The following is a 14,433-nucleotide window of genomic DNA, read 5'->3' as shown; positions in this document are numbered from 1 at the left end:
GGCACGGTGATCGGGAACGTTGATCGGCACTCGATCGGGAACGTTGATCGGGACATCGATCGGGAACGTTGATCGGGACATCGATCGGGACTCGATCGGGCCGGAAGCCGGACCAAGCGGTCGGCGAAGCAGCCGGCGAGGCGGCCGGATGCTTGGACGGCTGAGCCGTGGGGAGTGGCGGGGGACCGCGAGAGCCGGGTGATTCGCCGCTTCTCGCCGTCTCTGTCGCGTTCGTCTGTTCGGGTGGGGCTCCAGGGATGTCACTGGCTCCGGATAGGCTGGGCGGATGACGCGAGCCGAGCAGCCAACGGTCGTGAGCCCCACCTCCGACTCCGACGCACTTGCCGCAGACTCACGAGAGCGCGCCGTACGATCCTTGTTGCGCCTTGCACCGCTGCGGCGGCTTTGGGGTGCCCAGTTCGTCGGCGGGATCGGCGACGTACTCGCCGTACTCGTGCTTCTGCTGCTGTCGTTGCAGGCGGCGATCGCCGAGGGCTCATTCGGTGCTGGATACCGGGGTGTGGCGTTCGCCGTCGCCGCCGTGTTCGGGGCCCGGGTTCTGGCCACGCTGCTGTTCGGGGCGGTGCTCCTTGGGCCGCTGACGGCGCTGATCGCGCCCGGTGGCGCCACCAGTGGCGGGGCCGGGGCCAAGAAGACGGCGGACGCGGCGGACGCGGCGGACGCGGCCGACGCGGGAGCACCTGAGACGCCTGAGGCAGCTGGAGCCACGGCGGTCAAGAAGCCCGCCAAGTCGGGTAAATCCGTGGGTAAATCCGCGAAGCCCGCGCGGGACGGCGGCCCGCTGGACCGCCGCTGGACGATGATCGCCGCGGACGTACTGCGCCTCGCGCTCCTCATCGTCGCGCCGCTGTGGCTCGAATGGACCCCCGACCGCGCCCTGCCGATTCTCCTCAGCACGGTCTTCGTCGCCGGCGTCGCCGAGCGCTTCTGGACGGTCGCCAAGGAGAGCGCGGCTCCCGCGTTGCTGCCGGCTCCGCCGCTGGAGGGCGCCGCGGTACGCCCGCTGCCCGACCACCCCGACGCGCTGCGCCGGCTCTCCCTCCGTACGTCCTTCGCCGCCGTCCCCGCCGCCGCCGCGGTCCTGCTCGTCGCCACGCTGATCGGCAATCTGCTGGGCTTGGGAATCGACTGGTTCTCGCTGCACCAGGCGGCCCTTGGGTCGTATGTCGCGGCCGGCCTGTTCGCCGCGTCCGTGTCGACGCTTTACTTCCTCGAACTGCCCGACGGCCATACGCCCCGGCCGCGTTCCCCGCTCGAAGGGCTGCGCCGGTCCGTGGGCGCCACGAGCGGCAAGGGATCCGGCGGCAGCGGCGGCAATGCTGGTGGCGGCAGCGGTGGCCGGGACAAGGGGCGTACGGGCGCGGTGTCGCTGCTCGTCCTCGCGTGCGGCACGATCGCCGGCGCTGTCGCCGCCGCCGTGGGTGTCTCCGCACTCCAGGCCATGGACCTCGGGGGCGGTCCCGTCGCCTTCGCGCTCCTCGTCCTCGCCCTGACCGGCGGTACGGGACTGGGTATCCGCGGCGCCGCCAAGGTGCTGCCCGCGCTGTCCCGGCGCCGTCTGTTCGCGCTGGCGATCGCGGTCACCGGCATAGCGCTGCTGGTCATGGGCCTTGTGCCGGACATGGCGACCGTGCTGTTCCTGGCGCTGATCGCGGGCTTCACGGCCGGTGTCGCGGCGAATACTGGACACACCCTTATCGACCTGGAGACGGAGGAGTACCGTCGTAGTCGGGTCACCGAACATCTACAGGCTGTAGCCAGGGTGTTTGTGGGGCTCGGAGTGGTCGTCGCCCCCCTCGTCGCGGCGGCCATCGGCCCGCACCGCCTCGCCAGTGGCAATTCCGTCTTCGCTCACGACGGAGCGGCCTTCACGCTGATACTGGTCGGCGCGCTGCTGCTGCCCGTAGCCGCCGTCGTTCTCGCCAAGACGGACGACCGGTCCGGTGTACCGCTGCGTCGGGATCTGCGCGACGCGCTGCGCGGCGGAGCCGACCCGGCGCAAGCTCCTGCCGCGACTGGCTTCTTCCTGGCGATAGAAGGTGGTGACGGCGCCGGAAAGTCCACCCAGGTGGAGGCGCTCGCCGACTGGATCCGGGCCAAGGGCCATGAAGTGGTGGTCACACGCGAGCCGGGCGCCACCCCGGTCGGCAAGCGGCTGCGCTCGATCCTGCTGGATGTGTCGAGCGCCGGCCTGTCGAACCGCGCCGAGGCCCTGCTGTACGCCGCCGACCGCGCCGAGCATGTCGATTCGGTCGTCCGTCCGGCGCTGGAGCGCGGCGCGATCGTCATCTCCGACCGCTATATCGACTCGTCCGTGGCCTACCAGGGCGCGGGGCGCGATCTTTCGCCGACCGAGATCGCCCGTATCTCGCGCTGGGCGACGGACGGGCTCGTTCCGCATCTGACGGTGCTCCTCGATGTCTCCCCGGAGACGGCGCGCGAGCGGTTCACGGAGGCGCCGGACCGGCTGGAGTCCGAGCCGGCGGAGTTCCATCAGCGGGTACGGTCCGGCTTCCTCACCCTCGCCGCCGCCGACCCCACCCGCTATCTGGTGGTGGACGGCGGCCAGGAGCCGGAGGCGGTCACCACGGTCGTACGGCACCGGCTCGACCAGATGCTGCCGCTCTCCGAGGCCGAGGTGAAGGCCCAGGAGGAGGCGCGGAAGGCGGCCATCGAGGAAGCCCGCCGCAGGGCGGAGGAAGAGGCCGCGCGCAAGGCGGAGGAGGAGCGGCTGGAGCGCGAGCGGCAGGCGCAGCTCGCCAAGCTCCGTGCAGAGGAGGAGGAGCGCAAGCGCCGCGAGCTGGAAGAGGCGCGCCGGCGCGAGGCCGAGCGGCAGGCGGAAGAGGCCAGGCAGCGCGCCGAGGAGGCGCGCAAGAAGGCCGAGGAGGAGCGCAAGCGCCGCGAGGCCGAGGAGCGGGCCTACGAGGCGGAACAGGCGCGCCTCAGGCGACAGGCACAGGAAGAGGCCAGGCTCCGGGCGGAGGCAGAGGAGCGCCGCCGGGAGAAGCAGCGCAAGGCGGAGGAGGCGCTGCTGCGTGCCGAGGAGGCGCGGCGGCGCGCGGAGCAGGCGGCGGCCGAGGCGGCTCCGGCCGAGGCTCCGACGGCTCCGACGGCCCCGGGGGTCTCGCCGAACGAAATCACGGTCCCCACTCCCTTCGTCAAGGGGCCGGCGGTCGCGCCGGACGAGGTGACGCAGGAGGTCCCGGCGGTACGTCCGGCGGATCCGGATGAGACGGCCGTTATTCCGCAGGTGCCGGATCCGGATCGGCCTGCCGAGCGGGGGGACCGGGGTAAGCGGGGCGAGCAGGGCGAGCGGGGTGACCGTACGGATCAGGCGGGTCGTACGGACCGGGCGGGTCGTACGGACCGGGCTGCCGACGAGACGACGGTGCTCCCGGCGGTACGGGACGACGGGCGCGGCGACGCGCGGGGTACGGGTGACTCGGGAGGCAGCCGGGACGCCCGCGCGGCCGACGATACGGCCGTACTCCCGCCCGTATCGCACGCGGACCCGGCCGACCGGGTGCCGCGGGGCTTCTTCCGGGACGACGCGCGGCCGTCGCCCGCCGAGGGCGGCAATGAGCGCACGCGCGAGCTGCCGCAGGTCAACCCGGAGGCGCATCGGGAGGCTGGTCCGGAGCGTACGCCCGAGCGCCCGCGCCGCCGTTCCGACTGGGCGGAGGAGACTCCGCTGGACGACCTTCCGACCCTGGCCGACGAACTGCTCGGCCCACACGACGAGGCTGACGACCACGACGGCGGGCGCCGTCGGCCCTAGGTCCTGGGGCCGGGGTCTGACAGTCCGGCCGGACTGTCAGACCCCGGCCCCACAATGGGATCCGGGGCTCACTCAGGTGGGGGCCGCACATGCATGGAGGTGGTGACGGCGCATGACCGTATGGGACGACTTGGTCGGACAGGACCGTGTTCGGGCGGCGCTCGCCGACGCCGCTCGTGACGCGGACGCGCGCGTGACCGCCGAGGCCGCGGGCGCCGAGCCGCCGGAGGCGTCGAGGATGACGCACGCCTGGCTGTTCACCGGGCCGCCCGGTTCGGGCAGGTCCACCGCGGCCCGCGCCTTCGCCGCCGCTCTGCAGTGCACCAGCCCGGACCGGGCGCTCGGCGGTGAGCCTGGCTGCGGGTTCTGCGACGGCTGTCATACGAGCCTGATCGGCACGCACGCCGATGTGGACATCATCCGTACCGATCTGCTCTCGATCGGCGTCAAGGAGACCCGCGAGCTGGTTCGCCGCGCCCAGCTCGCACCGGCCGGCGGACGCTGGCAGGTCAATGTGCTGGAGGACGCCGACCGCCTTACCGAGGGCGCGGGAAACGTCCTGCTCAAGGGGGTGGAGGAGCCGGCGCCCCGTACGGTCTGGCTGCTCTGCGCGCCCTCCCTGGAGGACGTCCTGCCCACGATCCGTTCGCGCTGCCGCCATCTCGTGCTGCGTACTCCGCCCGTGGAGGCCGTCGCCGATGTCCTGATCCGGCGCGACGGTATCGAGCCCGAGGCCGCCCACGCCGCGGCCAAGGCCACTCAGGGGCATATCGGCCGGGCCCGCCGTCTCGCCACCGATGAACGGGCACGGGCCCGCCGCGCCACCGTTCTCAAGATGCCGCTGCGTGTGGACGACATCGGCGGCTGCCTCAGGGCGGCGCAGGAGCTGATCGACGCCGCCACGGAGGACGCCAAGCAGGTCGCGGAGGATGTCGACGTCAAAGAGACCGAGGACATGAAGGCCGCGCTCGGTGCCTCGGCGGGCGGCCGGATGCCCCGGGGCACGGCGGGCGTGATGAAGGAGCTGGCCGACCGCCAGAAGCGCCGTTCCACCCGTACGCAGCGGGACAGCCTGGATCTGGCCCTCACCGATCTGACCGGTTTCTACCGCGATGTGCTCGCCATCCAGCTGGGCTCCCGCGTCGCGCTCGCCAATGGGGACGTACGGGACGGTCTGGACCGGGTCGCCCGTGCTTCGACGCCCGAGCGGACGCTGCGCCGGATAGAGGCGATCGTCGCCTGCCGTCAGGCGCTGGACCGCAATGTGGCGCCGCTGCTGGCGGTGGAGGCGATGGCGGTCTCGCTGCGGGCGGGCTGACGGGGACCGGGCTGACGGGGAGCGGGCTGCCCGTACGGGGCCGTGAACAGCCTGAACGTACGAGCGGGCCGACTGCCCGGGAAATCACCCGTACGAGCACGGACGGGCGGTGTACGCGATTCGGCGGCTAGGCTCCCAGAATGGACACCAGGCGCCTGTTCCGTATCACCGCCACCGCGTTCGTGGCGGCCGGTCTGCTGATCTCCGGTTGCAGTTCCGGCGGTTCCTCGTCGGAGGCATCGTCTTCGGGCGGGGATTCGGGCTCGGGCGCTGTGTCCATCGATCCCGCCGCCCTGAAAAAGTACTACGACCAGAAGCTCACCTGGCGCGCGTGCGGAGTCCCCGGTTTCGAGTGCGCCACGCTGAAGGCCCCGCTCGACTACACGAAGCCGGACGGGACCCGGATCGATCTGGCCGTCTCCCGCAAGAAGGCAACGGGCCCCGGCAAGCGCCTCGGCTCCCTCATGGTCAACCCGGGCGGTCCCGGCGGCTCGGCCATCGGCTATCTCCAGGCGTACGCGGGCATCGGCTACCCCGCGCAGATCCGCGCACAGTACGACATCGTGGCCATCGACCCGCGCGGTGTCGCCCGCAGCGAGCCCGTCGAATGCCTCACGGGCAAGGAGATGGACGCGTACACCCAGGTCGACCAGACGCCCGACGACCAGGCCGAGATCGCGAAGCTGGCCGCGTCCTTCAAGAAGTTCGCCCAGGGCTGCGAGAAGCGCTCCGGCGCGGTCCTCCCGCATGTGTCCACGGTCGAGGCGGCCCGTGACATGGACATCTTCCGTACCGCGCTGGGCGACCAGAAGCTGTCGTACGTCGGGGCCTCGTACGGCACGTTCCTCGGCGCGACATACGCCGAACTGTTCCCGAAGCGCACCGGCCGCCTCGTCCTCGACGGCGCGATGGATCCGTCCCTCCCGGCCCGTGAGCTGAACCGCGATCAGACGGCGGGCTTTGAGACCGCCTTCCGGGCCTTCGCCGAGGACTGCGTCAAACAGTCCGATTGCCCCCTCGGGACGAAGTCGGCCGCCGACGTCTCGAATCGTATGAAGACCTTCTTCACCACACTGGACGCCAAGCCCGTCCCGACCGGCGCGAGCCGCCCCCTGGGCGAGTCGCTGGCTACGACCGGCGTGATCGCCGCAATGTACGACGAGTCCGCCTGGCCCCAGCTCCGCCAGGCGGTCGGCGACGCCATGAAGGGCGACGGCGCGGCCCTGCTCTCCCTCGCCGACTCGTACTACGAGCGCGACAGCGATGGCTCGTACGCCAATCTGATGTACGCCAACTCGGCTGTGAACTGCCTGGACCTCCCGCCGGCCTTCAGCAGCCCCGAAGAGGTCACCCAGGCGCTCCCCTCCTTCGAACAAGCCTCCCCGGTCTTCGGCAAGGGCCTGGCCTGGGCCTCCCTGAACTGCACCTACTGGCCCACCAAGGCCACCGGCTCCCCCCACCGCATCGAGGCGAAGGGCGCGGCCCCGATCGTCGTGGTCGGCACCACCCGCGACCCGGCGACCCCATACAAGTGGGCCCAGTCCCTGGCGTCCCAGCTCTCCTCCGGCACTCTCCTCACCTACAACGGGGACGGCCACACGGCATACGGCCGTGGCAGCGACTGCATCGACACGGCGATCAACACGTACCTCCTGGAGGGCACACCCCCGACGGACGGCAAGAAGTGCTCCTGACCTGCGGGAAGACCCCCGCAGGAGGGGTGTACGGAGCACCCTCCAAAACTGTGTAGACTTGGCCGCGCTGCTGATCGCACCATGGTGCGGAAGGCGCGCCGCCTTAGCTCAGTTGGCCAGAGCAACGCACTCGTAATGCGTAGGTCTCGGGTTCGAATCCCGAAGGCGGCTCCGAGAAACCCCAGGTCAGACATTGTCGGCCTGGGGTTTTCTGATGCTCGTGGAGGGTGCGGCATAGGCTGGTGATCCGTGTCACGAGGGGGGCTGATGCCGAAGGTGCCTGAGAGCCGGCGTATCGGACGCATGGCGGTGAATGAAGTACGTGCTCTGCTGGAGAGACACGGCCACATCGTGCAAGAGATTGACGGCGGTAACGACCACGGCGAGGACCTGCACGTCACCTTCGTGCAGAACGGGCAGCGGACCGAGGACTCCCTGGCCATCCAGGTAAAGGGCGGCGTCTCGACGCGGACCAGAAGGGGGCACCGCGTCCCGGTCGGTGATCACGGGGACAACTGGCGCGATGGCAGTCTCCCGGTGCTCTGTGTAGTCCACGATGCCGAGCGGGGCGGCCTCTTCTGGGCCAACGCGACCCGCCAGCTCCGCCGGGCCGACGCACTGCGCAAGAAGGTGAAGTCCATCGTCGTCTCCAGAGAGTCTGTCTTGGACGACGCGAACCTCGATGGGTTCGTGGAGGGCATGCGCCACTACTTGGCTCGGGAACGTCAGGGTGTTGGCAGGTGGGCGGATATGGCGGGCGTCGAGTTCGCCCCGAACGACATCGTCAAGCCCTTCGAGAACGAGGTCTCCGAGCCCATGGTCTTCTGGCAGCGTCGCGGGGAGCCCTTCGCGGTGCTGCTCCACCACGATCTGGATTGGGAGCCAGTGCGCATCCAGGAGCGGATGCTCCGCTTCGAGCCGATTCCGTTGGTCGGCAACATCATCCTCGATATCGCGGAAGCCCACTGGCTCATGGGCTGCTTCAAATCCACGGGGTGGTGGCGCCGACCGGTCGAGCAGGACGACCCCGCCTGACGCGCCGCGGGCGGTTCGACCCGTTACCGGGTTCGTGGGCGACCTGCTGGTCAGGTGCAGCGGATGAGGAGCGGGGTGGTGGCGGTGCAGGTCCCGTTGGCTGTGTCGACGGATACTCCCTCTTCGCTCTGGCAGGGCAGGCGCGGCGCGCACTGGGTGCCCCGTTCAACCGCTGTTCAGGGACGAAGCAGCAGGTCCGGAACGGCGCGGACCCGGCGGCTGGAGAGCACGAACCTTGACAGTCCGTCATCAGCGACACCAGAACGGGAACCGGACACCCCCCTGCCCCTGCCCCTGCTCCGCCCTCGTCGCCGCCTGGCCGCTGGTCGCGGTACCGGGCGGGCCCGGCCAGGGTGGCCCCCGCCCCGCCCCACTCCTTTTGGTGGGTGGTGGCGATCCATATGTTTTGACAACGACTGATAGCGGACGAAAATTGTAAAAGTGTGCGATTTTGCGCTCCGACTACGCAGCGAGGTCGACGCGCCGACCTCGGGGCGGGAAGGCTGAGCAATGGCCAGGGCCAGGACACCGGAGAGCTTGAACAGGCCGATCGAGCAGGACGCGCCTCTGCTCAGGCGCGGCAAGTTGGTGAAGCCGGGAGAGGGTGTCTCCATCTGGTGGATGGGCGACGACCGGATCACCTTCGCCGCCGTCAGTGAGGACACCGGAAGCGAGTACGCGTTCTGGCTCGACTATCCACCGGCCGGAACCGGCCCGCCCCGGCATGTCCATTCGCGCGAGGAAGAGGGGTTCTTCCTGCTCCGGGGGAAAATCGAACTCAAGGCGGGGGGCATCAACACCACTGTCGGCGACGGCACGTTCTTCGCGGCGCCGCGCGGCATCGCTCATGAGTGGCGCAATGTCGGGGACGACAGCGCGGAACTCATCACATTCACCACCCCGGGCGGCAACGAGGGCTTCTTCCTCGAATTGGGCGCACCGGGCGATGAGCCTCCGGGGAAACGCGGGACGATGCCGGTCCAGGAGATCAACGCACGGACCCCGCGCTATGGAGTCACCTACCTGGAAAACACCGCGGACGGGCGCGAAAGGCCCCTTTCCATGGGCGAAGGACGCGGTCCCACCCTGGTGCTCCCGGATGAGGGTGACCGTCGGTACGCCGCCGGAGTGACGTACAACATCAAGGCGGCGGGCCTCGCGACCGCCGCCGCGTACACGGTCACCGAGATCACGCTGGAAGCGGGCGGCGAGATGCCCGCGCATCGTCATGCCCGTTATGAGGAGGCCTTCTACGTGCTGGAGGGAACCGCCGAAGTCTTGCTGGACGGAGAGAAATATGAAGCCTCCGCGGGAACAGTCGTGGTCGTTCCCTGGGGGGTGCACCACCGGGTACGCAACCGCGGCGGGCAGACCGTACGGCTGTTCAACCTGACGGTGCCCGGCGGGATCGAGGAGTACTACCGCTCCGCGTGCCGCCCCTCTCCCGGGCCCGGCGGCGACCCGGACGGAGATCTGAACCGGTTGAGGGCGGCCGGGAGGCAGTTCGGTATCGAAGTCGACGCCGACGAGGGTGCGCCGGACTGAGCGCCCCAACCCGAAGCGTCCATACCGAAGTGCCCGTACCGAACTGCCCATATTCAAGCGCTCATAGCGCGCCCATCGATGGGATCGGACAGGAGAGTCGTCATGGCAGACGCCAACTTTTTGACCGGCGGCAAAGGCCTCGTGGCGATCGACAAGGTCGGAAATCAGGTGCTGTTCCTCGATCCGGAGACATACGAGGTCGAGTTGGCCCTCGAAGGTTTCGCGCCGAGGGTGCACGAACTTCTCATCTCGCCCGATCACCGTTTCGCGTATGCCCCCATCTACGGGGCCGGTATCCACGGGGACAACCCCCATCCGGGCCACCTCATCGCGAAGTTCGACCTGGAGGAACGGAGGCACGTCGGTGACCTCAGCACCTATCCGCATCTCGCTCCGCATGGCCTGCGCTGGGGAGCGGACGGCCAGTTGTACTGCGTGTGCGAGAACAGCGGCGTGGTGCTCGAAATGGCCCCCGAGAGCGGCACCATCGAGGACGTGATCGAGGTCGGTTCCAACAAGGCCCACCGCGTCGAGGTGCTGCCGGACAACAGCAAGCTCTATACGGAGAACGAGGAAGACACCTTCGCGTCGGTCGTCGATCTGGCCACGAAACGTGTGGTCAACAAGATTCCCACGCCGAACGGCACCGCGGGAATCGGCATGCCCCCCGACGGGGAGTCGGTCGTACTCGTCGACGCGCGGCAGCCGCAGTTCTTCGTCGTTGACACGGACTCGGACGAGATCCGCTCGACGGTCACACTCGACGGGCACGAGAAGGCGGCTCAGATCGCGCGCTACAGCCCCGACGGCAGATATCTGGTGGTCACGAACTTCGAGGAGCCGCTGGCCACGATCTTCTCCGAGGACCTCACGTCACAGACGCTTCTCCACCTCGGCCAGGGCCCCATGAACATGGCCTTCCACGAGGACGGGGAGACGGTGCTGATCGCGAATCACAACGAGGGCTCGCTGGCCGTGTGCAACCTCGAACGCGGCGAGGTCCTGCGTACCGTGCAAGCGGGGGTCGGTATCGAGACCCTCTCGTTCTTCTAGAGGTCGCTCATGACCACCGACTGGGAATCCAAAGCCGTACCAGGCTTCCACACCGTCAGCGACTTTCCCTTCGATGACGGACACCGTCTCGATGTGAACCTCGCGTACCACACACTCGGTTCGTTGAACGCGGGCGCCGACAACGCCGTGATGCTGTTGCACGGCACAACCGGCTCCGGCCGGCAATTCCTCCGACCGTCCATCGCCGACTTCCTGTTCGGGAGCGGTCGGCCCCTCGATGTGAGCAGATACTTCGTGGTCCTGCCGGACGCCCTCGGTCACGGCGGGTCGAGCCGGCCCGGCGAAGGGCTCGGACCCGACTTCCCGCACTACGGCTACAGCGACATGGTCGAGGGCCAGCATCGGCTGCTGGTGGACGGGCTGGGCATCGAGCGACTACGGCTGTTGCTCGGCACCTCGATGGGCGGGATGCAGACGTGGATCTGGGGCCAGCGCTATCCGGACCAGCAGGCGCTGATGGCGATCGCCAGTCTTCCCGAGCGGATCACCGGACGGAATCTGCTCTGGCGAAGGATGCTCATCCAGCTGATCACGTCCGATCCCGGATACGCCGATGGCCGCTACAACAAGCAGCCGGCCGGACTCGGCCACGCGATGGCGCTCTTCCAGCTCATGGTCGGCAGCGCCCGGCACATGGCGTCCGATCTTCGGTCCGTCGATGCCGCCGACACCCAGATCACGCTGACCGAGTCGCAGGCGATGGACAACGAGGACGCCAACGACGTCGTCTGGGAGTTCGACGCGTCCAGGGATTACGACCCGGCCCCCGGCCTCCGGTCGATACGGGCCCCGCTGCTGGCCGTCAACTTCGAGGACGACGAACTCAACCCCGTCGAACTCGGCGTACTGGAAAGGGCCATCGCCGAGGTTCCCCACGGACGAGCCCTGACGGTCCCCGCGGGACCGAAGACGCGGGGCCATCAGACGCTCCATGTCGCCGAGGTCTGGTGCGACCACCTCGCCGAGCTGCTCGCGGCGACCGAGAGCTGACCGAGAGCTGACCGTGAGCTGACCGAGAGGCTGGCCGAGCCGCCGACGGGTGCGTTCTCTGGCGGGACCATCCGTCTGGCCGGACCACCCTCCGGCCCGACCACCCCTCTGCTCGGTTACTCCGTGCTGAGTTGGCGCAGGTTCGACTTGGTGAGCTCGAAGATCTCGTCCCCTCGCCCGGAGAGGATGGTCCGGGTGGCGAACAGGGTGAAGCCCTTGAGCTGCTCGAAGGTGATCTTCGGCGGCAACGACAGCTCGTACCGTTCGGTACGAGCGTCGATCAGCGCAGGTCCGTCGTGCGCGAACGCCTCGCGCAGGACGTCTTCCAGCTCGTCCGTGTGCTCGACGCGCGCCCCGAACAGGCCGGCGGCGCGGGCCTGGGCGCTGAAGTCGGGGTTGTCCAGGCCCGTGCCGTACGTGACGATGCCCGCGGCCGTCATCTCCAGCTCGACGAAGGACAGCGCCGAGTTGTTGAAGACGACGATCTTCACCGGAAGGTTCAGCTGGCGCAGCGTGATCAGCTCCCCGAGCAGCATGGCCAGGCCGCCGTCACCCGCCAGCGCGACCACCTGGCGGCCGGGCCGGCCGGCCTGGACGCCGATCGCGTGCGGCAGCGCGTTGGCCATCGAGCCGTGGGTGAAGGAGCCGATGAGCCGCCGCTGACCGTTCATCCGCAGATAGCGGGCCGCCCATACCGTCGGAGTCCCCACGTCGGCGGTGAACACCGCGTCGGGCGCCGCCAGCCGGTCGATCGCGGCGGCCACCTGCTGCGGGTGCATGGGGGAGTCCCCGCGCTTGGCCTCGGCCAGCCGGTCGAGCCGGGCCCGTACCCGCCGGTAGTGTCCGGTCATCCGCTCCGCGAAGTCGTCGTCCGTCCGGTGCTTCAGCAGGGGCAGCAGCGCCGGCGCGGTGTCCTTGACGGTCCCCACCAAGGGGACGTCCACCCGCGTACGGCGGCCGATCTGCTCGCCGCGCACGTCGACCTGTACGACGGGGACGTTCTCGGGGTAGAACGACCGGTAGGGGAAGTCGGTGCCGAGCATCAGCAGCGCGTCGCAGTGCTCCATCGCCCGGTAGCCGGAGCTGTAGCCGATCAGTCCCGTCAGACCGACGTCGTAGGGATTGTCGTACTCAAGGGAGTCCTTGCCGCGCAGTGAGTGGACCATCGGCGCCTTGAGCGCCGCGGCCAGCGCGACCGCCTCGTCGTGGGCGCCCGCGCAGCCCGCCCCGGCCAGGATGGTCACCCGTTCGGCGGCGTTGAGGAGACGCGCCGCCCGGTCGAGCGACTGGTCGTCAGGACGGATGATCGAGGACGACTTGAGCACCGGGCGCGGCGGCGGCGAGGGGGTGGCGCGGTCGAGGAACAGCTCGCCCGGGACGACCAGTACCGCGACGCCGCCGCGCTCCAGGGCGGTGCGCATGGCGATCTCCAGCAGTCTCGGCAGTTGCTCGGGCACGCTCGCCATCTCGCAGTACACACTGCACTCGCGGAACATCTCCTGCGGGTGCGTCTCCTGGAAGTAGCCCCCACCGATCTCCACGCGCGGGATGTGGGCGGCGATGACGAGCACCGGTACCCGGCTGCGCTGTGCGTCGAACATGCCGTTGATGAGATGCAGGTTTCCGGGGCCGCAGCTGCCGGCCGCGACCGCGAGTTCGCCGGTGAAACCGGCCTCGGCGGCGGCGGCGAACGCGGCGGCCTCCTCGTGCCGCACATGCTCCCAGGCGATACCGCCGTCGCGGCGCAGGGCGTCGGTGAACCCGTTGAGGGAGTCTCCTGGCAGGCCGTAGACGCGCCGTACACCGGCGGCCTTGAGGGTAGAGATCATGGCATCCGCGACGGTGGCGGCCATCTGTTCCTCCTTGGACTGGGGTGGGCACGCTCCTGGGGTGGGCACGCTCCTGGGGTGGGCATGCTCCCGACCGGCTGTGCGCCGCAGGACCGGCACCCTCGGCGGTGCCGCAGAGCCGGCACCGTCGGTGGCGCCTCGGGACCGGCACCGCCGACCGGCATCGCCGTACACCGGCGCCGGTTCAGGGGCTTCAGGTGACTTCCGGCTCCCCGGACCGCCCGTTCGCCCGCAACAGCGCACGCCGTGTGGTCAGGCCCCCCAGTACTCCGGCCGCGCAGCCGGCGATGCCGGCGGACGCGGGCCAGTTGACGCCGGTCAGCCGGTCGAGTGACCAGGCGCCCGGCCCGGTGAGCCCGGTCACGGCCACGGACACGACCAGGACCAGCGGATACTCGTAGCCGTCATCCTGGACCCACAGCCCGTGCGGGAGCTTCACCGTGGCCGCGACGGTCATGACGCCTGCGACGGCCGCCACGGCGAGCGGCGTCAGCAGCCCGGCCGCGAGCAGCAGACCCCCGCCTGTCTGACCGCATCCGGCCGCCACCGCGGTGAGCCGGCCGCCGCGGAAGCCGTCGCGCCGGAACTCCTCGGCACCGGCGGCCAGGCCGCCTCCGCCCAGGAGGTGCGTCATCTTCTGTAGGCCATGGGTGGCGACGAGACCTCCGACGACGATACGGAGGGTGAGCAGCCCGGCGTCGGTCCAGCCCGCGCCCTGGCCGCGGACGCCCCGTGCCGTACGCAGCGAGCGTTGTCTGAAAGTGAGACATGGATTCCGCATGGTCACTTCTTTTCTCGTGCCGCGGACGGTGAGTAAGGGGACGGCGGAACGGTGAGTAATCGGACAGCCCGACAGCCCGACAGTCCGGCCCAACAGTGAGATTTGGCGCTTTTAGTACAACGTTCCCCTCTCCCCTGTGCAAGCCGTGGACCGGGCGTGCTCCCCACCAGCGCGGTGGCGGCGAGGACGCCGACGCCCAGGGCCCTGGAGACCAGCCCCAGGCCCACCTGCGTGAGCATCAGAATGGTGTGCGGGCCTAGGGGGACAGTGAGAGAGGTATGGGCCGGCCCCATGGCCGTACGGGAACGGCCCCAGCACGATATGGCGGCGCACCCACCCGTATCGCC

The 14,433-nt window shown here is 69.7% G+C and carries 9 protein-coding genes and 1 tRNA gene; 8 read left to right on the top strand and 2 right to left on the bottom strand.

Annotation, left to right across the window (positions count from 1 at the left end):
* Positions 1-286: 286 nt before the first annotated feature.
* From tmk to ABTZ59_RS09430, 8 genes are all read left to right on the top strand, one after another.
* Positions 287-3,799, top strand: a complete 3,513-nt coding sequence (tmk, locus tag ABTZ59_RS09465; protein WP_351393252.1) for a dTMP kinase — start codon at positions 287-289, stop codon at positions 3,797-3,799.
* A 112-nt stretch (positions 3,800-3,911) separates the two neighbouring features.
* Entirely contained in the window at positions 3,912-5,117 is a 1,206-nt protein-coding gene (locus ABTZ59_RS09460) for a DNA polymerase III subunit delta' (RefSeq protein WP_351393248.1), read from the top strand.
* A gap of 140 nt (positions 5,118-5,257) precedes the next feature.
* Positions 5,258-6,811, top strand: coding sequence for an alpha/beta hydrolase (locus ABTZ59_RS09455; protein ID WP_351393245.1), 1,554 nt, complete (start codon positions 5,258-5,260; stop codon positions 6,809-6,811).
* Positions 6,812-6,908: 97 nt separating this feature from the next.
* A tRNA-Thr gene (locus tag ABTZ59_RS09450) sits at positions 6,909-6,982 on the top strand.
* 96 nt (positions 6,983-7,078) lie between these two features.
* Complete coding sequence (locus ABTZ59_RS09445; RefSeq protein ID WP_351393243.1) at positions 7,079-7,846, top strand: DUF4365 domain-containing protein; 768 nt, start codon at positions 7,079-7,081, stop codon at positions 7,844-7,846.
* Positions 7,847-8,383: 537 nt separating this feature from the next.
* Positions 8,384-9,391 (top strand): cupin domain-containing protein, encoded by a 1,008-nt coding sequence (locus ABTZ59_RS09440; RefSeq protein ID WP_351393240.1) that lies wholly within the window; start codon positions 8,384-8,386, stop codon positions 9,389-9,391.
* A 102-nt stretch (positions 9,392-9,493) separates the two neighbouring features.
* A complete protein-coding gene (locus tag ABTZ59_RS09435) occupies positions 9,494-10,444 on the top strand; it encodes a hypothetical protein (protein ID WP_351393238.1) in 951 nt (316 codons plus the stop codon).
* Between the two features lie 9 nt (positions 10,445-10,453).
* Positions 10,454-11,455, top strand: coding sequence for an alpha/beta fold hydrolase (locus ABTZ59_RS09430; RefSeq protein ID WP_351393235.1), 1,002 nt, complete (start codon positions 10,454-10,456; stop codon positions 11,453-11,455).
* 116 nt (positions 11,456-11,571) lie between these two features.
* Here the strand turns inward: ABTZ59_RS09430 and poxB are convergent, their stop codons facing one another.
* Positions 11,572-13,308 (bottom strand): ubiquinone-dependent pyruvate dehydrogenase, encoded by a 1,737-nt coding sequence (gene poxB / locus ABTZ59_RS09425; RefSeq protein ID WP_351393232.1) that lies wholly within the window; start codon positions 13,306-13,308, stop codon positions 11,572-11,574.
* Positions 13,309-13,498: 190 nt separating this feature from the next.
* Positions 13,499-14,086, bottom strand: coding sequence for a DoxX family protein (locus tag ABTZ59_RS09420; RefSeq protein WP_351393228.1), 588 nt, complete (start codon positions 14,084-14,086; stop codon positions 13,499-13,501).
* Positions 14,087-14,433: the final 347 nt, after the last annotated feature.

The sequence above is a fragment of the Streptomyces sp. NPDC094034 genome, assembly GCF_040303865.1.
Lineage (GTDB): Bacteria > Actinomycetota > Actinomycetes > Streptomycetales > Streptomycetaceae > Streptomyces.
Note: the sequence above shows the minus strand (reverse complement) of the source record. Positions and strands in the feature narration are given on the sequence as shown.